This window comes from Bacillus sp. ISL-46 (assembly GCF_018613205.1).
This window is the reverse complement of record NZ_JAGGQR010000047.1, coordinates 45,588-69,799: the sequence shown is the minus strand read 5'-3', so window position 1 is coordinate 69,799 and position 24,212 is coordinate 45,588. Positions and strand designations below refer to the sequence as shown.

The following is a 24,212-nucleotide window of genomic DNA, read 5'->3' as shown; positions in this document are numbered from 1 at the left end:
CGATGCGGTGAAGCGGTCAAATTAAGCCGGTCCTTGTCCATTAGGTATCGGACAACTCTGGTAAAGGGGGCATGATGGGTTCCTTTTTAAAAAAGAAACCAATAAATCCCAACTTGCCAAAGATGGCTTTGCTTGTTATAATGGGTGCAGTGTGTTTTTAGTATTTCAGTGCTTGTTTTTACAAGTGCTTTATATAACTCTGTTTCGAAAGATTCAGGGCGGAAGGAGATGAAAAGAATGAAAGCAGGAATTCATCCAAATTATAAAACGATAACGGTGACTTGTGCATGCGGAAACACTTTTGAAACTGGTTCAGTGAAGAAAGAAATTCGCGTTGAAACTTGTTCAGAATGTCATCCATTCTATACTGGTCGTCAAAAATTCGCTGAAGCTGGCGGACGTGTTGACCGTTTCAACAAGAAATACGGCATCAAGAGCCAACAGCAACAATAATTGTAAAAAGTACAGGCAAGCAGCAATTTACTTGCCTGTTTTTTATTTTAAATAAAATTCAAATAATTGATAGATATTTAAGGATTTGCTTGGAAGGAGACGCCGTTTTATGTATTTAATGAAGCAAAGCGGATGGGTTGAGGTTATCTGTGGCAGTATGTTTTCTGGGAAATCGGAGGAATTGATTCGCCGCGTTAGACGTGCTCAGTTCGCCAAACAAAAGATAGCTGTTTTTAAGCCGAAAATTGATAATCGCTATCACGATCAATCTGTCGTTTCTCATAATGGATCTTCTTTTGATGCGAAGCCAATTACTCATTCGATTGAGATTCTTCACCATGTGGAAGCGGATATAGATATTATCGCCATTGATGAGGTTCAGTTTTTTGATGAGGGGATTCTCAGGGTTGTTCAGCGGCTGGCTGACAGCGGTCATCGGGTGGTTTGTGCGGGTCTTGATATGGATTTCCGTGGTGAGCCGTTCGGGCAGATGCCTGCGTTGATGGCAATTGCTGAATCGGTGACGAAGCTGCAGGCGGTCTGTTCTGTTTGTGGTTCGCCTTCAAGCCGGACGCAGCGTCTGATTGATGGACGTCCAGCCTCTTACCATGACCCAGTCATATTAGTGGGTGCCTCCGAAGCGTACGAGCCCCGCTGCCGTCATCATCACGAAGTCCCTAAAACGGCGTCCTATACCGTTCATGCATAAAGAAGTAACAAATGAATGTCAGGGTTGGTTGAGTTTACATAATTAGTGCCTGACACCATTGGAAAAACTGTCTGAGAAGGGATTCTCAGGCAGTTTTTTTGTTGCCGGACTTGGAAAGAATTCTCTCGACCTGTTGTTGCCGTGACCGGGCATGATAGTAATGGGAGGTGTAAGATGCAAAAAATTATGTTGTTTCTCTCATTAAGTATGTTGTTTTTAGTAAGCGGCTGTAACGGAAATCAGGGTGGGAATCATGGGAATGAAGAAGCTTATGACCTACGGAGTGACCAATCCGCACCCAATTATATGTCCAATCGTGGCAATGACCGCAACACGCCGACGAATATGTCGGATCGGGGCAAGAATAAGCAGCATATGGTCGAAGATGATATCACCAATCAAAATCCGAACTTCCTTGACCTGAAGGGGACAGGAAGCGGCGGCGAAGCCGGTGCGAACAATCAAGGCAACGATATCGAAAAGGCCAAGCAAGTCATCGCGGATTCCAATGAATTTGAGGCAGATTCCGTCTGGATCAATGGCGACCGGATGTGGGTTTCTGTTTATAAAAAAGGAATGCAGTCAGAGCAGGGAAAAATTAAGGCCGAAGCACGACTCCATCGGAAACTAATCCAGGCCTTACCGCGTTATAACATTGAAGTGCGTGTCAAAGAAGATCGAAGGTAGCATGCTCTGATTATCAGGGCATGTTTTTTCTACGGCCGTAGCTTGAGTTCCTTTTTAAAAAAAGGATTTTGACCTGAAAAATCACTCCGCGAAAAAATTTCCCCTTAATTTGGTTTTGACGGTTGTTTCCACCTATACTATAATTAGAATGTTATGGACAAAAAATTGAGGTGAATAGACCGTGTTTGATCGTCTTCAATCGGTGGAAGATCGTTATGATAAGTTGAATGAACTTTTGAGCGACCCACAAATTATTAATGATTCAAAGAAACTTCGTGAATATTCAAAAGAACAATCTGATATACAAGAAACTGTACTAACTTACCGTGAATATAAAGAGGCGCGAGAACAGCTTCAGGATGCCAAGGCGATGCTTGATGAGAAGCTGGATGCGGATATGCGTGAAATGGTGAAGGAAGAAGTTAATGAGCTGGAAGCGCAAATCGTTGAATTGGAAGCTAAGATGAAACTATTGCTGATTCCAAAGGATCCGAATGATGACAAGAACGTTATCTTTGAAATCCGCGGGGCAGCGGGCGGGGACGAAGCGGCCTTGTTTGCTGGGAATTTATATCGCATGTACAGCCGTTATGCGGAAGCGCAGGGCTGGAAGACGGAATTGATTGATGCGAACCCGACTGGTCTTGGCGGTTATAAGGAAATTAGTTTTATGATCAACGGGCAGGGTGCCTATTCGAAGTTGAAGTATGAGAACGGCGCACACCGTGTGCAGCGTGTTCCGGAGACGGAGTCAAGCGGCCGGATTCATACGTCGACGGCGACGGTTGTCTGTTTGCCGGAAGCGGAAGAATTAGAAGTGGAAATCAACGATAAAGATATCCGTTTTGATGCGTTTGCGTCAAGTGGCGCAGGCGGACAGTCCGTTAACACGACGATGTCAGCGGTTCGGTTAACGCATATTCCAACTGGGATTGTGGTTTCGATTCAGGATGAGAAATCGCAGCACAAGAACAAAGATAAAGCGATGAAGGTTTTACGCGCACGAATTTATGATAAGTATCAACAGGAAGCACAGGCGGAGTACGATTCTGTCCGTAAATCTGCGGTTGGTACGGGTGACCGTTCGGAGCGGATTCGTACGTATAACTTCCCGCAAAACCGGGTGACGGACCACCGCATCGGCTTGACGATTCAAAAGCTCGATCAAATTTTAGAAGGCAAGCTCGATGATGTCATCGATGCGTTGATTATGGATGATCAAGCGCGCAGGCTGGAAAGTGCCTCTAATGAGTAAAAAAGTCTATGAAGCTCTCCAATGGGCTTCTTCTTTTTTAGTTTCAGCGCGTCGTGATGAGAATGCCGGGGAGCTGTTACTTCGCCATTTTACGGGGATGTCGCGGGCGCAGTTGTTTGCGAATGTCCGCGATGACCTAGCGCCGGGCGTGTGGGAAGTCTTTGAAAAAGCGGTTGGTGAACACGTGAAGGGTGTGCCGGTCCAATATATCATCGGCACGGAGGAGTTTTACGGGCGGCCGTTTATCGTCAATGAAGAGGTGCTGATCCCGAGGCCGGAAACGGAAGAACTTGTCTACGGTGCACTTCAACGGATCAAGCGGCTGTTCAGTGGAGAGCAGGTTATCAGGTTAGCGGATATTGGGACCGGGAGCGGCGCGATTGCGATTACGATGAAGCTGGAAGAAGCGGAACTTCGGGTGTCAGGCACCAAAAATCCTATCAAGCTAGGGGAAATGGTGTCAGGCACCAATAGTCCTGTCGAGCCGTTGGAAATGGTGTCAGGCACCAATTCTCCTATCGAGCCAGTGTTATTGGTGTCAGGTACTGATATTGCGGAGGTGTCGCTGGCTGTGGCGCGGGAGAATGCGGCCCGGCTTGGGGCGGAGGTGGAGTTTGTTCAGGGGGATTTGCTTGGGCCGTTTATTGAGAGCGGGGCTCGGTTTGATGTGATCCTCTCGAATCCACCGTATATTCCGCTCGGAGATATGACGGCGATGTCGGAGGTTGTGACGGAGCATGAGCCGCACCGGGCTTTGTTTGCGGGGACGGATGGTTTGGATTTTTACCGCCGCTTTATGGTCGAGCTGCCGCAGGTACTAGAGAGGCGCGCGCTGGTTGGATTTGAAATTGGGGCCGGTCAGGGCGAAGCGGTAGCGGAGCTTTTTCAAAAAGCTTTTGCGAATGCAAAGGTTGAGGTTGTGAATGATTTGAATGGCAAGGACCGGATGGTGTTTGCGGAGATCGGCTTCGGGGCTTAGGTTCCGGTCATGTGGCGAATTTACTATAATGAAAATCATAAAAAAGCTCAGAGGATGATGGCTCTGAGCTTTTTTATAGTTCAATTAGATAGGATGTCATTTCTTTTATTTTGGAGTTATTACGGGAACTGGCAAATTGGTATACGTTACAGAATGCATATTTCTTTTTGTTTTCTACGATTTGGGTACCGTTAACTGAGCCGTGATAGCCGTGGGTGATAATGGTGTTAATCTGCAGTTCGGTTACTTTATGATTCTGGTTTTGTTTGAGGATTTCGATCACTTTTTCTTTTCCTTGGATCTGATGTTGACCGATGATATTCCAGTGAAAATCGTAGGTGATATTCTCTGATAGAAAAGCGAGGTCTTTGTGTGCATAAGCGATGCTAAATTCTTTGAGAAATGCTTTTTTGGGTGCGTTGCCGCAATCGTCGGGGCAAATTACTTTTAAGTCCACGTATTCCGATTTTGAATGATCCATTTTTTACACTCCATTTTCAGTAGATTAATTTTTAATTCGATAATGACGCCAATAGGGGCGATTGGATGCAATTTATAGAATTTTTATCGAAAAAATGATGCCAATAAGCCTGATTGGATGCAATTTATAGAGTTTTTATCGAAAAAATGATGCCAATAAGCCTGATTGGATGCAATTTATAGAGTGTTTACCGAAAAAATGTTGCCAATAAGCCTGATTGGATGCAATTTATAGAGTTTTTATTGAAAAAGTAATGCCAATAAGCCTGATTGGATGCAATTTATAGAGTTTTTATCGAAAAAATGATGCCAATAAGCCTGATTGGATGCAATTTCAGCACTTTTTATCTGAAAATAGTGGCCAATGAGCAAATTACCATTCGCAGGACAGACCATCCACTTATTTTAACATTCATTTAGATTTTATCCTTTTGAGTGGAAGTACATACAATCGTTTCTTTGGAAAATATCAAAATTTAATAGTTTAAGATTCTGGCATTTTGTCCAAAATGAAGGTATCGAAGGGACGGTGCTAGAATTGAAAAGTAAAGTGATTGTTTGGGGATATCTTATCGTTTTGTCTTTAGGGACGATGTTGAGTTTATATATGCCGAAGACGGAAGCCGCGTCAAAAGAATCGATTGTGATTCCTGGTGAAGCAATTCGGCTTAGGATTCTTGCGAATAGTGATTTTGAAGAGGATCAGGCCATTAAACGGAAAGTGCGCGATGCGGTGAATGCGCAGATTACCCTGTGGGTTCAGGATTTAACGTCGATGGAAAAAGCAAGAACGGTCATCAAGTCTAAGCTTCCTGAGATTCAAGCGATATCGGAACAAGTGGTCCGCGACCAAGGGTCTGATCAATCGGTGAAAGTGGAGTTTGGCAAGGTTCAGTTTCCGACGAAATTATATGGTCAATTTTTATATCCTGCCGGAGAATATCAAGCGATTTTGATTACGCTCGGGAGCGGGGAAGGCGCGAACTGGTGGTGCGTGCTTTACCCGCCATTATGCTTCCTTGACTTTTCAAATGGTGTAGCGGTGAGTGAGGGCTTTGAGGGAGAGAAAAAGGCGAAGGCAAAAACAGTGATACCTGCTAAATCGGAGGAAAAGGTTGAAAAGGCAAAAACGGTGGCAACGGTTGAAAAGGTAAAAGAAGAAGCAAGCTCAGTTGAGGATACGAAAGAGGTTGCGGTTAAGGTAGAAAAAGAGGTTGAGGTAAAGGGTGAAAAAGAGGAAAAAGCCACAACTGTGGACGAAGAAGAAATGAAGAAGCCGGAGAGGCTGATTGAAAAAGATGCGCCAGTGTTCAATGAGATAATGGTTGAGGTTGATGATGAGCCAGTGAAGTTGGCTAAAAAGGATGCGCCTGTTTATACCGCTGATGATGAAAAGCCGGTGGAAGTGAAGTTTTTCGTCGTAGAGATGTGGGAGAAGATGTTTAATTAGACCAGTTCCAGCAATGGGGCTGGTTTTTTGTGTGGAAAAATGCGGCGAGGCTGAGGTCGTTTCTTCAATAAAATTTTACTAGATTCCCAAATCTAGCGGTTCTATTTGTTCTAGCTCATCCATATTCATAGAGTAGAATCTTAAAAAAAGAGGTGGAAGCGATGCAGGCATTGATTCGCAGAGCAAATAAACAAGACTTGGGCAGTTTACGACAGTTTTTATCCAGAGCCAATCTGGGGACGGATGGACTAACAGATGAAACGATTGACTATTTTTTGCTGCTAGAGAATGAGGAGGGCACCTTAAAGGGTTCGCTTGGCATGGAGGCCTTCACGGAGTTCGGGCTCTTGCGCTCCCTCGTTGTTACACCTGGACAAGCTGAAAAGGAAATCTTCGTTCTTTTTGATCAAATGGTCCAATTAGCGAAAGAAAAAGGGATGAAAGGTTTGTTTTTGGCAACAAATAAGAGCGTAGCCTTACCATTTTTCGAAATAATGGGCTTCCAGAGGATTGACCGGGCAGAAATACCCAGCGAATTTTATCAATCTGAACATATTCGACACGTTTTAAATGTGGATAACTCTATATTTTTGAAATTTTCATTATAATTGTGGATATACCCACAAAGTTATCCACTATTTCAAGGAAGTTGTGCACAATTTGTGGATAACACTTGTATTTATGCCCACCTTCTTTTATACTTTCAAACGTATTGAGCTAAAAATATGAGTCTAGGTGACTAAATTCGCCAAATTTCGCTAGAAGACTCATTCGTGATAAAGGTGGATAATTATGAACACAAAGGTTTGGAAAGTGGATAAGTATGTGGATAATCTTGAAAATAATCCACAGGTTGTGGATGCAGCGAATTTTTTACGGGATAACGAAGTGGTTGCCCTGCCGACAGAGACGGTTTATGGTCTTGGCGGGAACGCGAAAAGTGATCTGGCGGTTGGGAAGATTTTTGCAGCCAAAGGAAGGCCGAGTGATAATCCACTAATTATCCACATTGCTGAAAAAAAGCAGCTGAGCACGTTTGTAACTGAGGTTCCCGACAAGGCTGAAGTGTTGATGGATGCGTTTTGGCCGGGACCACTGACGATTATTTTTAAAAAGAAAGAAGGCGTCCTAGCGGAAACAGCCACGGCGGGATTGTCGACGGTTGCGGTAAGGATGCCGGACCACCCTGTCGCACTGGCATTGTTGAAAAGTTGTGGACTGCCGATTGCTGCCCCGAGCGCCAACAGTTCGGGCAAACCAAGTCCAACGAAGGCCCAACATGTCATGGACGATTTAAATGGGAAAATTGCTGGGGTGATCGACGGCGGGGCAACAGGAATTGGCGTTGAATCAACGGTCATCGATTGCACCGAAGCGATTCCGGTTATCTTAAGACCGGGCGGGGTAACGAAGGAGCAGCTTGAGGCCGTCCTTGGTGAAGTTCGTTTCGATGCCGCGTTAACAGATGAGGCGGCGCGGCCGAAAGCCCCAGGCATGAAATACCAACACTACGCCCCGAATGCACCGCTATTTATGGTGTCAGGCACCACGAAATTTCTCCAGCGTCTAATAGAAGAAAAACGGATGGAGGGTTTGCGGGTCGGGGTGCTGACTACGGAAGAGCAGGCGGATGTGTATGAAGCGGATGTGGTACTAGCATGCGGGAAGCGGGCAGAATTGGAGACGGTTGCCGCGGCGCTTTATGATACGCTGCGAAGATTTAATCTAGAAAAGGTCGATGTCATTTACAGTGAGATATTTCCGAACGAAGGTGTCGGAAATGCAATCATGAACCGCCTTCAGAAAGCCGCTGGAAATAAACTGATCGCTGAATAAACACTAGGTTCTCCGGTGAGGGGACCTGGTGTTTTTTTTTTCGGTGTCAGGCACCGATTTTGGGTGTAGTGTAATGTTTTGAATTTTTTTGGCGGATTTTTGGTGTCAGGCACCGATTAAATGTGGCCGCAAACACTATTATGTAACAAATTTTGGAATTAGAAACGTGGAAGAAGCGGTATAATAGACGTAAGCGGCCAATATTCCAGTTCCCGAGCAAGACTTCTAAATTAGTTTGGACGTGCATATGCTAGGGTAGTTAGTCCAAGGAGGCGGGGTCCGAATGTCTGAAATGATTGGCGAAATAGTAACTCTTATGTTAATGGCGTTTGCACTAGGGATGGATGCATTTTCAGTCGGACTTGGCATGGGGATGTACAAACTTCGGCTCAAGAAAATTATTAATATTGGCATCACGATCGGTTTGTTCCATGTATGGATGCCGCTGCTTGGCTTAATTGCTGGGAAATTTTTATCAGATAAGTTTGGTACCTTTGCGACCTTTATCGGCGGTTTTCTGCTGATTTTACTCGGTGTGCAAATGGTGTGGTCCACCCTCAAAAAGAGCGATGAGAAGGTTATTTCCCCAATTGGTTTCGGCCTGCTGCTCTTTGCCTTGAGTGTGAGTCTTGATAGTTTTTCCGTAGGGCTTACCTTAGGCATTTACGGTGCGAAGACGATTATGGTTATTTTGTGTTTTGGAATCATGGCAACCATCCAAACATGGGCGGGACTGCTGCTTGGCCGCAAGATGCAGGGCTGGGTCGGGTCATATAGTGAGGCACTTGGTGGAGCTATTTTACTTGCCTTTGGCTTAAAGCTGCTCGCTCCCTTCTTTTAACGGGCGGATCGGCCAACCTTTTCGAATCCCTAACTTAAATATGATAAAATAAATTACATAAGAATCTTGTAAGGAGGCAAACACATTGCAGCGCATTTTGTTTGTATGTACAGGAAATACGTGCAGGAGTCCAATGGCAGAAGCAATTTTGAAAAATAAAGCGGTCGACGCGATCGAAGTGAGGTCGGCAGGCATTTATGCTGCGAACGGCAGTGAGGCATCGCCACATGCAAAAAGGGTGTTGGAGGACAATGGGATCGTGCACAATCACCGTTCCAGTCTGTTAACGAGTGATGAGGTCGAATGGGCCGACCTCATCCTAACGATGACATCCTCACATAAGTTGGCCATTCTGCAGCAATACCCTCATGAGGGTCAGAAGGTATATACTTTAAAGGAATACAGCGGGGAAGGCTTCAATCATGATGTCGTCGACCCGTACGGCGGACCGCTCGCCATGTACGAAGAAACCTTTCGTGAACTAAATGGATTAATTGATAAAGCAATTGGAAAACTAAAGTGACAAATGCTCTCTTTTCGAAGAGGGCTTTTATTTTTTGATTGAAACTTTATATTTTTGTGGCAGTATGTCAAAATTAATCAGGAGAGCAAAGCCCCTTTTCGTGACGGACACTAGTGGCGAGGAGCTAGGGCTAGTGTGTAAAAGATAAATAGAGTAGAGGAGGCATTTAACATGAAAGTGGCACTAGCATCAGACCATGGCGGAGTGAATCTTCGCAAGGAAATTGCGCAATTACTTAACGAACTGGGGATTGAATTTGAGGATTTTGGCTGTGACTGTGAAACATCGGTGGATTATCCAGATTACGCGCTGCCAGTTGCTGAGAAGGTAGCGAGCGGCGAGTTTGACCGCGGGATTCTGATTTGCGGAACGGGAATTGGCATGAGTATTGCCGCTAATAAGGTGAAAGGGATTCGCTGTGCCTTGGTCCATGATACGTTTAGCGCCAAAGCAACGCGGGCTCATAATGATTCAAACATCATAACGATGGGTGAACGCGTCATTGGCCCTGGCCTGGCCCGAGATATAGCTGAAATCTGGCTGACGGGTGAATTTGAAGGCGGCCGTCATGCGAACCGGATAGGAAAAATTGGTGAATACGAGGATAAGCACCTCTAATTTAGCTCGGGCTGGACTGGAAATCTTTTTTAGTGGAGGTCAAGGCGTATGATTCAAGCGTGTGAACAAGAACTGGAAGCGATTTTAACGGAATTCAAAGAGCAGGGCGCGTTAAAACAAGGGCAGCTGTTAGTGGTTGGCTGCAGTACGAGTGAGGTAATTGGGGAGCGGATTGGCACCTCTGGCACGGTTGAAGTGGCGGAAATGATTTACCGCTGTTTGAAAAACCTTCAAGCGGAGACGGGGATCACGCTTGCCTTCCAATGCTGCGAGCATTTAAACCGGGCCTTGGTCGTCGAACGTGCGGTTGCAGAGGAAAGGCGGTTCGATGAAGTGTCGGTTGTCCCTGTCCGTAAAGCAGGCGGGGCGATGGCCACTTACGCGTTTGGAGCGATGGACAACGCGGTTGTAGTAGAGTTCGTGAAGGCGGATGCCGGGATTGACATCGGCAACACACTCATCGGGATGCACTTAAAACATGTTGCCGTTCCAGTCCGCGTGAAGCAAAAAAGCATCGGACAGGCCCATGTAACACTCGCCAAAGTACGCCCGAAACTGATCGGCGGCGCAAGAGCCGTATACGAACGGAATCAGGAAAACTCGAGCTGCTCTTAATAAACTTGGGTGTCAGGCACCATCATTAAAGTTTTTTATAAGCTGGAAAATTTTGATGAACAAGAAAAAGTTTTATTGAAAACACGAACGTTATTATAATATAAAATATTTTCGTTCGGAAAATAAACTCAATACGTATGAAAACGCTCACTTAAAGTAAAAAAAATAATTAAAATCCGAAGAATGTTTCCCTTTCAATTTGAGGGTATTTCGTGTAAAATAAAAAAGAATTTTCGAAATTATCAATAGCTACTTAACATATAAGGGGGATTTTTGTCATGAAGCATTTGCCACAAGCTGATGAACAGGTTTTTCAAGCGATTCAAAAGGAATTAGGTCGTCAACGTTCAAAAATCGAATTAATTGCCTCAGAAAACTTTGTAAGTGAAGCAGTCATGGAAGCCCAGGGTTCTGTTTTAACGAACAAATATGCAGAAGGATATCCTGGCCGACGCTATTATGGCGGCTGTGAATATGTTGATATCGTCGAAGACTTAGCACGCAACCGCGCGAAGGAAATCTTCGGAGCAGAATATGTGAACGTGCAGCCTCACTCAGGTGCACAAGCTAATATGGCGGTTTACTTCACAGTTCTAGAGCAAGGTGACACCGTGCTTGGCATGAATTTATCCCACGGCGGCCACTTAACACACGGCAGCCCAGTTAACTTCAGTGGTGTTCAATATAACTTTGTTGAATATGGTGTGGACCAAGAAACGCACCGCATCAATTATGATGATGTGCGTGCAAAAGCACTCGAGCACAAGCCGAAAATGATTGTAGCTGGTGCTAGTGCATACCCGCGTGCGATTGACTTTGCAAAGTTCCGTGAGATTGCCGATGAAGTCGGTGCATACCTCATGGTGGATATGGCGCACATCGCTGGACTTGTTGCAGCAGGCTTGCATCAAAACCCAGTACCGTACGCTGATTTTGTTACTACCACTACGCATAAAACATTACGCGGTCCACGCGGCGGGATGATCCTTTGCAAAGAGGAATTCGGCAAGAAAATTGATAAATCAATCTTCCCTGGAATTCAGGGCGGTCCGCTAATGCATGTCATTGCTGCGAAAGCTGTTGCGTTCGGCGAAGCATTACAGGAAAGCTTCAAAGAATATGCTGGTCAGATTATCACGAATGCTCAGCGCTTAGCTGAAAGTCTTCAAAAAGAAGGCTTGAAGTTAGTATCCGGTGGAACGGATAACCACCTCTTGTTAGTAGACGTAACGACGCTTGGATTAACTGGCAAGGTTGCTGAAAAGGTACTGGATGAAGTTGGCATCACGGTTAACAAAAACACAATTCCATTTGACCCGCAAAGTCCGTTTGTAACAAGCGGTGTCCGTATCGGTACGGCGGCAGTGACAAGCCGTGGTTTTGTTGAAGCGGATATGGACGAGATCGCTTCAATTATCGCGTTTACCTTGAAGAACCATGAAGATGAGGCGAAACTTGAGGAAGCGCAAGGTCGTGTCGAGGCCTTAACAAGCAAATTTACTCTTTATCCAGAATATTAATAAGAAAAGCGCAAGCGCCCTGTTCAGCGGCGTATGGCCTGGAGCGCTCCAACTGAGATAAAGGAAACACGAAGAGCCGAAGGTGATTCGATGTTGACTTATCGTAGGGTGGAGAGCGAAGGACACTAGCCGCTAGGGCGCTGGAGCTAGACAGTTGTCTATGTTCAAAAACTAATACTTTCTTATTTTAGCAGCAGAGAATCGGCCTATCGTAGGCCGATTTTTTTTGAAAAATCTAACTAGTTGAAAGTGCTGAATTCTATTTGCTCATTGCCTTTTTTTTCTGTAAAATGAGACGAAGTGTTTATAATTTAAAATAAGGAGCGATGATTATGGCCAAGGTATTCGTTTTCGACCATCCACTCATTCAACATAAACTAACTTACATACGTGATAAAAACACAGGAACAAAGGAGTTCCGCGAGCTTGTCGATGAAGTCGCGACGCTGATGGCGTTTGAAATTACCAGAGATATGCAGCTTGAGGATATCGATATCGAAACACCTGTCTGCCCAGCGAAATCTAAGGTACTATCCGGTAAGAAAATCGGGATTGTGCCCATTTTGCGTGCAGGAATCGGAATGGTTGATGGCATCTTGAAATTAATCCCAGCTGCGAAGGTGGGCCATATCGGTTTATACCGCGACCCTGAAACCTTGATGCCGGTTGAGTATTATATTAAGCTCCCAAGTGATGTGGAAGAGCGTGATTTCATTGTGGTTGATCCGATGCTTGCAACAGGCGGTTCGGCGATTGAAGCAATTCGCTCCTTGAAGAAGCGCGGTGCGAAACATATCAAATTTATGTGTTTAATTGCAGCACCAGAAGGCGTGGAAGCAGTAAAGTCAGCCCACCCGGACGTGGATATCTATATCGCTGCATTAGATGAGAAATTAAATGACCACGGCTACATCGTCCCAGGCCTTGGTGATGCAGGAGATCGGTTGTTTGGAACGAAATAGGATACCGTTTGAAAAAAAGTCGGGCTTACTCGGCTTTTTTTGTTGGTTTTATTAAAAATAGGTCATTTTTTTTTGGGGGAAAAATAATGAGATTGGGAGCCTGAATTGTTTTTTTTGGGGAAATAAAAAATCGGTTTTGGAATTCCAATTATTTTTCTTAAAAAAGGAAAATCCGTACTGGAACCCAAATTGTTTTTCGAAAAATACAAAATCCTTTTTGGAACCCGATATATTTCTCGAAATAAGAGAAAATCCATACTGGAACCAATTTATTTTTTAAAAAAAAGGGCTCGCTTTTGGGAAAATATGTCTAATAGCACAAAACACCTTGAAAATGGCACAAAACCTCTTAGAAATGGAACAAAACTCTAGAAATCGGAACAAAACCTGCCCAAAATGGCACAAAACCACCGGGAAATGGCACAAAATTCCAACGAGAACAATTTTGAACTTGAATAAAGAACATAAAACGATAACAAGAACCGAAATAGACCTAAAAAATGAACGGCAAAAAGACTAAATTTCACTAAAATGATATAATTTGCTTAATTTTTAAGGAGGATATCTAATCTTTTAATAGAAATTACCACTGAATATATAAAAAGAGGTGATGTATATGGTCGTTTTAGAACTGAAGTTACCAATTCAAGCTTACCAATGTATGGCGGTACTCCGCAGGGTATCGAAAAATCATCCAATCAGACCGACAGTCGAACGAGATTTAAGATCGTGGCTGAAGGGATACTACGGCGAGAAGGAATGCAGCTACTATCTTTCGCTTTTGCAAGAAGATCAATATTACATTTTTCATGGCCTGCGGCTAACTGACAAGAAGGCATTCCAAATTGATTTAGTGATACTTTCACAGAGGTTTATCTTCATGGCAGAAGTCAAAAATCTATCGAAGAAATTGATTTTTAACAAGGAAACCAATCATGTAACCAAGGAATTTAATAATGAAGAAGAGGGCATTTCGAATCCAATTCTTCAGGTGAAAAGGCAAAAACTGCAATTCGTAAATTGGCTCAGAAAGATGCAAATGCAGGGTTTGCCAATTGAAAAAGTGGTAATCATCAGTAAACCGACGACTAAAGTGGAAACAACTCCTGACAATCAGCAAATTTTCAATGAGTTGATTTATGCCGAGTCACTTCTGGACAAACTGGAAGAGCTTGAAATGAAGTATCAAAAACCCGTGTTTAGCAAAAGAAAAACCAGCCAATTAGTCGACCTCCTTTTAGTCCACCATCAAATTCCTATTCCTGATATTCTCCAAACGTACAAATTATCCAAGGATGACATTATTACGGGTGTGATATGCCCTAAGTGCCAAACCGGTACGATGGCGTTTTACTCTGCTAAGTGGCACTGCCCCATATGCGGGCATTCCTCCAAAACAGCCTTTTTTCAGTCGGTCGATGATTATTTCCTCCTGCTCGGACCGACAATAACTAGAAGGCAGTTCGCTGAATTTTTGCATATTGACTCCACCTTCATTGCGGGGCATCAACTACGATCGCTCAACCTCCCGTCGTCCGGATCCAAACGAGGGACCATTTACACCCTTCCGAAAAATCAGCTCCTGTGCCCGCTTGGTGAAAAGGAAATCAACGCATACACAATTCCCACCAGGTAAATAGGAAATACCCGATGCCCGTTTCCCAAAATAGATGTGCATACTTTCCCCCCTCTAAGAAAACGATATGGAAAAAGGGGAAATCCATCGATGAAACTTCTACTCGCGTTACTGCTAGCTTTTCAACCTCCGAAAATACTCATCCATCCTTCGATCACCAAAAGCACGCAGGAGACAACTGCCATAATAATCCTGGACAAACCACACACCGACCAGGAAATCCTGCAGCTCATGAAACCCTACAAAGACGTTAAGCTTCGCCGTGTTTTCCACCATGCGCTTGATGGATTCTCGGTCGAAGGCAGCGCAGAAACACTTGCCGAAATCGGCCGCAGCCATAAACAAATCAAAAACGTCTCGCCGGTTATTACCTACCAAGCCGAAACCGAGGAAAGCGTCAAAATTATTGGTGGGGAGGAAGTCCGCAGTTTTTTTGATAAAAAAAATGAACGGCTGACGGGAAAAGGGGTAACGGTCGGGGTTATTGATACGGGCGTCGATTACACCCATCCCGACCTTAAGCGCAACTATGCCGGCGGCCGGGACCTGGTTGACAACGACCGCGATCCGATGGAAACGCTCGCCCTCGGGAAGGCGACGATCCATGGAACCCATGTGGCCGGTATTATTGCAGCCAATGGAAAAATAAAAGGCGTTGCCCCGGAGGCAAAAATTGTTGCGTACCGCGCGCTTGGGCCGGGCGGGGGCGGGACCACCGAGCAGGTGCTCGCGGCGATTGACCAGGCGATTAAGGATAAAGTGGATGTCGTCAATCTCTCGCTCGGAAATGATATAAACGGGCCCGACCTGCCAATCAGCCTCGCCCTCAACCGCGCCGTCGATCGCGGAATCGTCGCCGTGGCGGCTTCTGGTAATTCCGGGCCAAATGTTTGGAGTGTTGGCTCACCTGGAACCGCCTCCAAAGCGATATCGGTTGGTGCATCGACCCCAACTTTGGAGACACCCTATCTATTAATAGAAGGAAGTCGGGATAAATTCCAGATTGAACCGCTCGAAGGCTCAGCCAAGTGGGCGCTCGACCGCTCCGCTGACATTGTCGATGGCGGCATCGGCAGACCTGATGAATTGAAAAATATTGAAGGGAAAATTGCCCTCATCAAAAGAGGGGTCTTAACTTTTTCCAAAAAAGCGGAAAATGCGAAGCGGGCAGGGGCAAAAGCGGTGCTCATCTACAACAATATGAGCGGCGGCCGTTTCATGGGAAACCTCGATACGCAAATGTCGATCCCAGTCGGCGCCATCTCGAAGGAAGACGGGGTTATTTTACAAAAAGCCTTAAAAAGACAAACCACCTCGGCGCGGGTCACGGTCAGCGAGGATTCGGACCGGCTCGCTGACTTTAGCTCGCGGGGACCGGTGACGGGAACGTGGGAAATCAAACCAGATATTGTTGCCCCCGGAGTAGCGATTAATTCGACGATTCCGGGCGGCTATTTGTCGCTTCAAGGGACGAGTATGGCGGCGCCGCACGTCGCTGGGGCATGTGCATTAATTAAGCAGGCCCATCCGGACTGGACACCCGAACAAATCAAAGCGTCCCTGATGAACACGGCAAAACCGCTCGCAAAGTCTAATAGCGTTGACCGTACGGCGGCCATCCCGAACGCAGCCGGACGTAAGACCACTACCATCAACGGGCGAACCCTTGGTACACAGGGAGAACCCGCCTACTACCGCACCTTTGAACAGGGGGCAGGCAGAATCCAGGTTGACGAAGCGATCCAAGCCACCACACTCGTCACACCGAGCAGTATCCGGTTTGGGAAATTTACGGAACAGAGTGATGTCCATAAAGCCTATCTTCATGTCGAAAATACAAGCCAGCAAGACCAGCGTTATTCGTTTGATATCCCGCCATATATCGATGGACTGGAATGGCGGCTGCCGCTTTCATTTACGCTCGAGCCTCAGCAGACAAAGGACATAACGGTCGAGTTGACGGTCGACCCGCAGGTGTTTAAAGGGAAAATTCACGACGGATATCTCCGCTTGCAGGCGGGCGGGGCATCAGTTCGCATTCCCTATCTCTATGTTTTAGAGGAGCCGGACTATCCACGGGTCATGGGATTTGATTTTGCCGAAGGAGACAAACCAGGACAGTACCGCTATGAGGTGTATTTGCCGGGCGGGGCGGAGGAATTTGGGATTGCCCTGTTTAACCCGGAGGATTATCGTTTTGTCGGCTATTTAGATACGATTACCAATGTGAAAAAGGGACTTGTTCGCAAGGACATCCCAGACGACCAGCTTCCAGCAAACGGGACCTATTTAGTAAAGGTTTTTGCCAAAAAGGCCAGCAAAGAGGACCATATCCAACGGATGATCACGATTGAGAGGATAGAAGACTAAAAAGCAATTTTAAGAAAAGACCTTGTCCACACCAAGACATGGTCTTTTTAACAAAATCATAATAAAAGTTCATAATATTGTACCATTAGTATAATTATAATTGTTCACAAAATAGACACAAAATGAACAAAATTCCTTCACAATTTACTCTACAATAAGATTGTTGAGTAAATTCCAAATTGGAAAATACTTCAGGAAATACTTTGTGGCATAATTCACGTAATTTAATTGACATTGACAGGGTGCTATTGTATGCTAACTAAGGGTGTAAATGATAGGGTTTTCATGTAAATAAATCTATCTAAAGATAGTATTTAGGTTATGGATATTACTTTTTGCCCGATTGACATTCTCTCAGAGTGAGGATGTGTTATATGCGTAAAAACAACCGCAACCCATTACAAGCTATGGCTTTAATGTCCGCAATTGTCTCCCAATTAGTAGGTTCCATTCTAATAGGTATTTTCTCAGGCAGATGGCTGGATCAGCATTGGGGTACCGAACCAATTTTCTTAATAATCGGACTGCTTATAGGTCTTGGAGCGGGTACCTATTCCATGCTCCTTTCAATCCGCCATTTCTATTCAGGAGATAAATAACTATGCCAGATTTCAGAGTAATGTTCAACAGGCAGCGCAAATGGATTTTTTACTTGTTGTCCATTTATGTTCTAGGCTGGGGCTTCACCTCGTACCAAACCATATTTCTAGGGCTGATTCTTGGGACATGCTTTAGTTATTTGAATCTTTGGATACTAGTTAGAAAGACGGAGAGCTTTGATAAAAAGGTAACAGAGGGCAAAAAACCCAAGTCCTTAGGGTCGCTCTCGAGGATGGCTGTGGCGGGAATTGCTGCGTTAATCGCATTAAGATACCCAGAGCAATTCGATATGATTAGTTTAGTGATAGGATTAATGACATCCTATATTGTCATTATGATAGATTATTTTTACCATGCATTGCATGTACATAAATGAAGCGGAAGCGAGGTGAGTTTACATGCATCATGAGGTTCCAGAGTTTAAATTTATGGGCCTTTGGTTTAACGGCGCAAATATGCTGATGATCACAGTAGCAAGTCTAATTGTTTTCCTAATAGCCATTCTTTCTACACGAAAGCTGGCAATGAAACCTACAGGGATGCAAAACTTTTTTGAATGGGTGATGGACTTTGTTAAAGGGGTCATCAACAGCACGATGGATTGGAAAGAAGGCGGAAGGTTCCACATCCTTGGAATTACATTAATTATGTATATTTTTGTATCCAATATGTTAGGTCTTCCATTTGCGATTGTGGTTGATGAAAAGCTTTGGTGGAAATCACCAACGGCCGATCCAATCATCACTTTAACACTAGCAGTTATGGTTTTGGCACTATCCCATTATTATGGTGTCAAGCTAAAAGGTGTAAAAGGCTATGCAGAAGGTTTCTTCAGCCCAATGAAATTCTTATTCCCATTGAAGATCATTGAGGAATTTGCCAATACGCTGACTCTTGGTCTGCGTCTATATGGTAACATTTACGCTGGTGAGTTGCTTCTATCACTATTAGCAACAGGCCTGGCACATCAAGGAATTGCTGGTACGATTGCGGCTATCCCGCTAACATTGGTATGGCAAGGGTTCTCTGTATTCGTTGGTACGATTCAAGCTTATATTTTCACAATGTTAACAATGGTTTACTTGGCTCATAAAGTGAGTCACGACCATTAATAATACACCGTTCATTTTCATGAACAAAATAAAAAATTAATTGATGTTTTATACATTTAAGGAGGAAAAAAGTAATGACAGGATCAATTGGTGTTTTAGCAGCAGCAATCGCAATCGGTTTAGCAGCAGTAGGTGCAGGTATTGGTAACGGTCTTATCGTAGGTCGTACAGTAGAAGGTATCGCTCGTCAACCTGAACATCGTGGTTTGCTTCAAACAACTATGTTTATCGGGGTTGCGTTAGTAGAAGCATTACCGATTATCGGTGTAGTTATCGCGTTCATGGTATTAAACCGATAATAGTAGGAAAATTCAAGATGGCGATGATCAACAAATCCTCGCCATTCATTTATGTGTTTTTGCTATCGTTAAGCAACTCTTGAAAGGAGTGAACCGAGGGTGTTAACAAACAGTTTAGTATTAGCCACTGCTGCTGAAGGCGGCGGCCACATTAATACTGGGGATATTTTCTTCCAGCTTATCGTTTTTCTTGTATTGTTAGCCTTGCTCAAAAAGTTTGCATGGGGTCCATTAATGGGCATTATGAAGACGCGTGAAGAGCATATTGGTAGTGAAATTAGTGCGGCAGAAAACAGCCGTTTAGAAGCAGAAAAGATTTTACAAGAACAAAGAAATCTTTTAAAAGAAGCACGTAATGATGCGCAAAACTTAATCGAAAATGCCAAAAAGCAAGGTGAACTTCAACGTGAAGAAATCGTTGCGGCATCTCGTACAGAAGCTGAACGCGTCAAAGAAGCAGCAAAGCTTGAAATTGAGCAGCAAAAAGAAAAAGCTGTTGCCGCTATTCGCGAACAGGTTGCCTCACTATCTGTATTAATTGCTTCTAAAGTAATTGAAAAAGAATTAACTGCAGCAGATCAGGAGCAGCTCATTAACGAATATATTAAAGAGGCAGGAGAAGAGCGATGAGTAACTCAATGGTAGCAAAACGCTACGCGTTGGCTCTTTTCCAAATTGCGAAAGAAACTCAAGCGCTCGGAGTTATTGAAGAAGAACTTCGTGTAGTGAAGGAAGTTGTACAATACAATCCTGAATTAAAAAATATCTTAAATTCTTCTAAGCTTTCAATTGAAGAGAAAAAAGAAATCATTAAGTCATCTTTCGCAACAGTAAATGTAAATGTATTAAATACAATGTTGATCTTAATCGACCGCCACCGTGAAGACCAAATCGTTGACGTGGCAAATGAATTTTTAGAGCTGGCAAATGATGAGATGGGCATTGCCGAGGCGCAAGTTTACAGCACCCGTGAATTAACGGATGCGGAACGCGAAGCAATCTCATCTGTATTTGCAGCAAAAGTGGGCAAAAAGTCCCTAAAAATTGAAAATATCGTAGATTCCAACCTGCTTGGCGGTATCCGCCTTCGCATTGGAAATCGTATATATGACGGGTCATTAAGAGGAAAACTCGATCGTTTAGAACGTAAATTGTTAAGCTAGATTCGAAAGATTAGGGGTGAAACTCATGAGCATCAAAGCTGAAGAAATTAGTGCCCTGATAAAAAAGCAAATTGAAAACTATCAGGCGGAAATTCAAGTAACTGATGTTGGTACAGTTATCTCAATCGGTGACGGTATCGCACGTGTTCATGGCCTCGACAATGTCATGGCTGGAGAACTTGTTGAATTTTCAAACGGCGTTATGGGTATGGCACAAAACCTTGAAGCAAATAACGTTGGTATTATCATTCTCGGACCTTACACTGAAATCAAGGAAGGTGACGAGGTTCGCCGTACAGGACGCATCATGGAGGTTCCAGTTGGTGAGGAATTGATCGGACGCGTGGTAAACTCGCTTGGACAACCAGTTGATGGTATGGGGCCAATCAATACAACAAAAACACGCCCAGTTGAGGCAGTTGCTCCAGGCGTTATGGCTCGTAAATCCGTTCATGAGCCATTACAAACAGGTATTAAAGCGATTGACGCCCTTGTGCCAATCGGACGTGGTCAACGTGAGTTAGTCATCGGTGACCGTCAAACAGGTAAAACATCTGTTGCGATCGATACGATTATCAATCAAAAAGGTCAAAACATGGTTTGTATCTATGTTGCGATCGGTCAAAAGGAATCAACCGTTCGTAACGCAGTTGAAACACTACGTAAATACGGCGCGTTAGAATACTCAATCGTTGTTACTGCTTCTGCATCACAACCTGCTCCGTTGCTATATTTAGCTCCATATACTGGTGTTTCAATGGCTGAAGAGTTTATGTATGCTGGCAAACACGTATTGATCGTATATGATGATCTTTCTAAACAAGCAGCTGCCTACCGTGAGCTTTCCTTGCTGCTTCGTCGTCCTCCAGGTCGGGAAGCCTATCCAGGGGATGTTTTCTACTTGCACAGCCGCTTACTAGAGCGTGCCGCAAAAATTAACGATACACTTGGTGCTGGTTCGATCACTGCGCTTCCGTTCATTGAAACGCAAGCAGGGGACGTTTCAGCGTATATCCCAACAAACGTTATTTCAATTACTGATGGACAAATTTTCTTACAATCTGACTTATTCTTCTCCGGTGTTCGTCCGGCGATCAACGCGGGTCTTTCCGTATCACGTGTAGGTGGATCTGCACAAATCAAGGCGATGAAAAAGGTATCTGGTACCTTACGTCTTGACCTTGCATCTTACCGTGAATTAGAAGCATTTGCTCAGTTTGGATCTGACTTAGATAAAGCGACTCAAGCAAAACTTAATCGTGGTGCACGTACGGTTGAAGTTCTGAAACAAGATCTTCACAAGCCACTATCAGTTGAGAAGCAAGTTGCAATCCTTTACGCATTAACACGCGGTTTCCTTGATGATATTCCATTAGAGGATGTCCGTCGTTTTGAATCAGAATACCTTAATTGGTTAGACCACAACCGCAAAGAGTTGTTAGACCATATTACAAAAACGAAGGACCTTCCTTCTGATGACGATATGGCTTCTGCAATCAACGCCTTCAAAAAGACGTTTGCAGTTTCCGAATAATAGGGTCTGACATTTAGAACGGTGAGCGCGCGGCACCCGTAAGGCGGGCCGCACGCCCAACCAGACATTCTTTGAAAAAGGGTGGTGAGAACCTATGGCTTCATTACGTGAGATAAAAACTCGTATCAATTCAACTAAAAAGACGAGTCAAATAACAAAAGCAATGGAAATGACCTCTGCTGCAAAGTGGAATCGTGCCGTCGTCAATGCGAAAGCATTTGTACCTTATATGGAAAAAATCCAAGAAGTAACGGCATCGATTGCAATTGGCTCAGGCGGAGTAAATCATCCCATGCTGACCAGTCGACCTGTTAAGAAAACCGGTTATATTGTTATGACTTCTGACAGCGGACTTGCTGGCGGTTTTAACAGCAACGTTCTCCGTCATGTTTTTCAAACAATCCAAAGCCGTCATAAATCGAATGATGAATTCGCGATCATTGCAATCGGAAGAATGGCACGTGACTTTTTTGTCAAACGCGGCATGAATGTGGTCCTTGAATCGATTGGGATCCCAGCTCAGCCTAACTTTGCTGACATTCAAGACACTACCCGAGCAACGGTTGGAATGTTTACCGATGGAACTTTCGATGAATTATATGTCTATTACAGTCATTATGTAAGTGCCATTTCACAGGAAGTACAGGAGAAGAAGCTCCTTCCGTTATCGGACTTAGCCACTTCAAACAAACTCATTTCCTATGAATTTGAGCCGTCTGCTGAAGAAATATTAGAAGTTCTCCTGCCTCAATATGCTGAAAGTTTGATCTACGGAGCACTCTTAGACAGCAAAGCGAGTGAGCATGCTGCTCGGATGACGGCAATGAGAAATGCAACTGATAATGCTAAAGAACTAATTAATCACTATACACTAGTTTTCAACCGTGCCCGTCAAGCAGCGATCACCCAAGAAATCACGGAAATCGTTGGCGGTGCGGCAGCGCTAGAATAAAACCTTTATTTTAAAAATGAACCCGATGTAGCGGGTTTGACTAGATTTTGAGCAGGGAACGCTATGTCCGTTCCCACTCATTTTGTTCATTATAGAACAAGACGCGTGACCACAATGAGTTCATTTTCATAAAAATGCTTGTGGTGGTTTCTGCGAGAGAGTAAGTAAGGAGGGAAAACGATGAGCAAAGGACGCGTTCTTCAGATTATGGGTCCGGTAGTTGACGTTAAGTTCGAAAGCGGTCATCTGCCTGCGATTTATAATGCGTTGAAAATTTCAAGTAAAGCGAGTAATGCATCCGAAGTTGATATCAACATTACCCTTGAAGTAGCTCTTCATTTAGGTGATGATACAGTTCGTACGATCGCGATGTCTACCACAGATGGTTTAACTCGTGGAATAGAAGTTGAAGATACTGGTAAACCGATTTCTGTACCAGTTGGTGATGTAACACTTGGTCGTGTATTTAACGTATTGGGTGAAACGATTGACCTTGCGGCTGAGATTCCAGCAAGTGAGCGCCGTGATTCGATTCACCGCGAAGCACCAACATTTGAAAACCTTTCTACTGAAGTTGAAATTCTTGAAACTGGTATTAAGGTAGTAGACCTTCTTGCACCATATATTAAGGGTGGAAAAATCGGTCTTTTCGGTGGTGCGGGTGTAGGTAAAACCGTATTAATCCAGGAATTGATCAATAACATCGCTCAAGAGCACGGTGGTATTTCGGTATTCGCCGGTGTTGGTGAGCGTACTCGTGAAGGTAATGACCTTTACCACGAGATGACTGATTCAGGCGTTATCAAGAAAACTGCGATGGTATTTGGACAAATGAACGAGCCGCCTGGCGCACGTATGCGTGTTGCTTTAACAGGTTTGACAATGTCTGAGTATTTCCGTGATGAGCAAGGACAAGACGTTCTTTTCTTCATGGATAACATTTTCCGTTTCACGCAAGCAGGTTCTGAGGTTTCCGCGCTACTTGGCCGTATGCCATCAGCGGTAGGTTACCAGCCAACTCTTGCAACTGAGATGGGTAAATTACAAGAGCGTATTACGTCTACAAACCTAGGATCTGTAACATCGATCCAAGCGATTTATGTACCAGCCGATGACTATACGGATCCGGCTCCGGCTACTACTTTCGCTCACTTAGATGCAACAACAAACCTTGAGCGTAAGCTTTCTGAGATGGGTATTTACCCAGCGGTGGATCCTTTGGCTTCAACATCACGTGCATTGTCACCTGATATTGTTGGTGAGGAGCACTATAATGTAGCCCGCCAAGTACAATCAACATTACAACGTTATAAAGAGTTACAAGATATTATCGCGATCCTTGGTATGGATGAACTAAGTGATGATGATAAGTTAACGGTACAACGTGCGCGTCGTATCCAAGTGTTCTTATCTCAAAACTTCCATGTTGCTGAACAGTTTACTGGCCAGCCAGGTTCTTATGTACCTGTTAAGGAAACGGTTCGTGGTTTCAAAGAGATTCTTGAAGGTAAGTATGACCACCTTCCAGAAGATGCTTTCCGTCTCGTTGGCCGTATTGAGGATGTTATTGAGAGCGCGAAACGCATGGGTGTAGAGGTCTAAACAGAGCCTGGAGGGT

Annotated in this window: 26 protein-coding genes; 25 read left to right on the top strand and 1 reads right to left on the bottom strand. The window is 44.3% G+C overall.

Annotation, left to right across the window (positions count from 1 at the left end; genetic code table 11):
• Positions 1 to 237 precede the first annotated feature (237 nt).
• From rpmE to prmC, 5 genes are all read left to right on the top strand, one after another.
• Positions 238 to 453: a 50S ribosomal protein L31 gene (gene rpmE, locus J7E67_RS22250; RefSeq protein WP_168241298.1), complete on the top strand. Its 216-nt coding sequence runs from the start codon at positions 238 to 240 to the stop codon at positions 451 to 453.
• 109 nt (positions 454 to 562) lie between these two features.
• On the top strand, positions 563 to 1,162 hold the full coding sequence (locus J7E67_RS22245) for a thymidine kinase (protein WP_214712074.1): 600 nt from the start codon (positions 563 to 565) through the stop codon (positions 1,160 to 1,162).
• 174 nt (positions 1,163 to 1,336) lie between these two features.
• Positions 1,337 to 1,849, top strand: a complete 513-nt coding sequence (locus J7E67_RS22240) for a hypothetical protein (protein WP_214712000.1) — start codon at positions 1,337 to 1,339, stop codon at positions 1,847 to 1,849.
• A gap of 181 nt (positions 1,850 to 2,030) precedes the next feature.
• Positions 2,031 to 3,104 carry a peptide chain release factor 1 gene (prfA, locus tag J7E67_RS22235; RefSeq protein WP_168241296.1) on the top strand — a complete coding sequence of 358 codons (1,074 nt, stop codon included), beginning with the start codon at positions 2,031 to 2,033 and terminating at the stop codon, positions 3,102 to 3,104.
• Positions 3,097 to 4,083 (top strand): peptide chain release factor N(5)-glutamine methyltransferase, encoded by a 987-nt coding sequence (gene prmC / locus J7E67_RS22230; protein ID WP_214732859.1) that lies wholly within the window; start codon positions 3,097 to 3,099, stop codon positions 4,081 to 4,083. Before prfA ends, prmC begins: the two co-directional genes overlap by 8 nt.
• A gap of 73 nt (positions 4,084 to 4,156) precedes the next feature.
• Here prmC and J7E67_RS22225 read toward each other — a convergent pair whose 3' ends face one another.
• Positions 4,157 to 4,564, bottom strand: coding sequence for a hypothetical protein (locus tag J7E67_RS22225; RefSeq protein WP_214712002.1), 408 nt, complete (start codon positions 4,562 to 4,564; stop codon positions 4,157 to 4,159).
• Positions 4,565 to 5,101: 537 nt separating this feature from the next.
• Here J7E67_RS22225 and spoIIR point away from each other — a divergent pair.
• From spoIIR to atpD, 20 genes are all read left to right on the top strand, one after another.
• Positions 5,102 to 6,013, top strand: coding sequence for a stage II sporulation protein R (spoIIR, locus tag J7E67_RS22220; RefSeq protein WP_214712003.1), 912 nt, complete (start codon positions 5,102 to 5,104; stop codon positions 6,011 to 6,013).
• 161 nt (positions 6,014 to 6,174) lie between these two features.
• Positions 6,175 to 6,621: a GNAT family N-acetyltransferase gene (locus J7E67_RS22215; RefSeq protein ID WP_214712004.1), complete on the top strand. Its 447-nt coding sequence runs from the start codon at positions 6,175 to 6,177 to the stop codon at positions 6,619 to 6,621.
• 184 nt (positions 6,622 to 6,805) lie between these two features.
• Complete coding sequence (locus tag J7E67_RS22210) at positions 6,806 to 7,849, top strand: L-threonylcarbamoyladenylate synthase (protein WP_214712005.1); 1,044 nt, start codon at positions 6,806 to 6,808, stop codon at positions 7,847 to 7,849.
• Positions 7,850 to 8,132: 283 nt separating this feature from the next.
• The gene (locus J7E67_RS22205; protein WP_214712006.1) at positions 8,133 to 8,690 is read left to right on the top strand and encodes a manganese efflux pump MntP; all 558 of its coding nucleotides are present in this window, start codon (positions 8,133 to 8,135) and stop codon (positions 8,688 to 8,690) included.
• A gap of 85 nt (positions 8,691 to 8,775) precedes the next feature.
• Positions 8,776 to 9,213 (top strand): low molecular weight protein arginine phosphatase, encoded by a 438-nt coding sequence (locus J7E67_RS22200; RefSeq protein ID WP_214712007.1) that lies wholly within the window; start codon positions 8,776 to 8,778, stop codon positions 9,211 to 9,213.
• Between the two features lie 171 nt (positions 9,214 to 9,384).
• Positions 9,385 to 9,831, top strand: a complete 447-nt coding sequence (gene rpiB, locus J7E67_RS22195) for a ribose 5-phosphate isomerase B (RefSeq protein WP_088090213.1) — start codon at positions 9,385 to 9,387, stop codon at positions 9,829 to 9,831.
• Between the two features lie 48 nt (positions 9,832 to 9,879).
• The gene (locus J7E67_RS22190; protein WP_214712008.1) at positions 9,880 to 10,446 is read left to right on the top strand and encodes a TIGR01440 family protein; all 567 of its coding nucleotides are present in this window, start codon (positions 9,880 to 9,882) and stop codon (positions 10,444 to 10,446) included.
• 278 nt (positions 10,447 to 10,724) lie between these two features.
• Positions 10,725 to 11,966, top strand: a complete 1,242-nt coding sequence (glyA, locus tag J7E67_RS22185) for a serine hydroxymethyltransferase (protein ID WP_214712009.1) — start codon at positions 10,725 to 10,727, stop codon at positions 11,964 to 11,966.
• Between the two features lie 332 nt (positions 11,967 to 12,298).
• Entirely contained in the window at positions 12,299 to 12,928 is a 630-nt protein-coding gene (gene upp, locus J7E67_RS22180) for a uracil phosphoribosyltransferase (RefSeq protein WP_168241286.1), read from the top strand.
• 616 nt (positions 12,929 to 13,544) lie between these two features.
• Positions 13,545 to 14,564: an NERD domain-containing protein gene (locus tag J7E67_RS22175; RefSeq protein ID WP_214712010.1), complete on the top strand. Its 1,020-nt coding sequence runs from the start codon at positions 13,545 to 13,547 to the stop codon at positions 14,562 to 14,564.
• 90 nt (positions 14,565 to 14,654) lie between these two features.
• The gene (locus J7E67_RS22170) at positions 14,655 to 16,934 is read left to right on the top strand and encodes a S8 family serine peptidase (RefSeq protein WP_214732858.1); all 2,280 of its coding nucleotides are present in this window, start codon (positions 14,655 to 14,657) and stop codon (positions 16,932 to 16,934) included.
• A 374-nt stretch (positions 16,935 to 17,308) separates the two neighbouring features.
• On the top strand, positions 17,309 to 17,533 hold the full coding sequence (locus J7E67_RS22165; protein ID WP_088090206.1) for an AtpZ/AtpI family protein: 225 nt from the start codon (positions 17,309 to 17,311) through the stop codon (positions 17,531 to 17,533).
• A 2-nt stretch (positions 17,534 to 17,535) separates the two neighbouring features.
• Positions 17,536 to 17,910 carry an ATP synthase subunit I gene (locus J7E67_RS22160; protein ID WP_088090205.1) on the top strand — a complete coding sequence of 125 codons (375 nt, stop codon included), beginning with the start codon at positions 17,536 to 17,538 and terminating at the stop codon, positions 17,908 to 17,910.
• Between the two features lie 22 nt (positions 17,911 to 17,932).
• Complete coding sequence (gene atpB, locus J7E67_RS22155; RefSeq protein WP_214712012.1) at positions 17,933 to 18,646, top strand: F0F1 ATP synthase subunit A; 714 nt, start codon at positions 17,933 to 17,935, stop codon at positions 18,644 to 18,646.
• Between the two features lie 86 nt (positions 18,647 to 18,732).
• On the top strand, positions 18,733 to 18,945 hold the full coding sequence (gene atpE / locus J7E67_RS22150; protein WP_348982654.1) for a F0F1 ATP synthase subunit C: 213 nt from the start codon (positions 18,733 to 18,735) through the stop codon (positions 18,943 to 18,945).
• A gap of 99 nt (positions 18,946 to 19,044) precedes the next feature.
• On the top strand, positions 19,045 to 19,575 hold the full coding sequence (atpF, locus tag J7E67_RS22145) for a F0F1 ATP synthase subunit B (RefSeq protein WP_098932386.1): 531 nt from the start codon (positions 19,045 to 19,047) through the stop codon (positions 19,573 to 19,575).
• A complete protein-coding gene (locus J7E67_RS22140) occupies positions 19,572 to 20,108 on the top strand; it encodes a F0F1 ATP synthase subunit delta (RefSeq protein ID WP_214712013.1) in 537 nt (178 codons plus the stop codon). The genes atpF and J7E67_RS22140 overlap by 4 nt, the downstream gene beginning before the upstream one ends.
• 25 nt (positions 20,109 to 20,133) lie before the next feature.
• Positions 20,134 to 21,642, top strand: a complete 1,509-nt coding sequence (atpA, locus tag J7E67_RS22135; protein ID WP_214712015.1) for a F0F1 ATP synthase subunit alpha — start codon at positions 20,134 to 20,136, stop codon at positions 21,640 to 21,642.
• Between the two features lie 94 nt (positions 21,643 to 21,736).
• On the top strand, positions 21,737 to 22,594 hold the full coding sequence (atpG, locus tag J7E67_RS22130) for an ATP synthase F1 subunit gamma (protein WP_214712017.1): 858 nt from the start codon (positions 21,737 to 21,739) through the stop codon (positions 22,592 to 22,594).
• A gap of 180 nt (positions 22,595 to 22,774) precedes the next feature.
• Positions 22,775 to 24,196 (top strand): F0F1 ATP synthase subunit beta, encoded by a 1,422-nt coding sequence (gene atpD, locus J7E67_RS22125; protein ID WP_214732857.1) that lies wholly within the window; start codon positions 22,775 to 22,777, stop codon positions 24,194 to 24,196.
• Positions 24,197 to 24,212 lie beyond the last annotated feature (16 nt).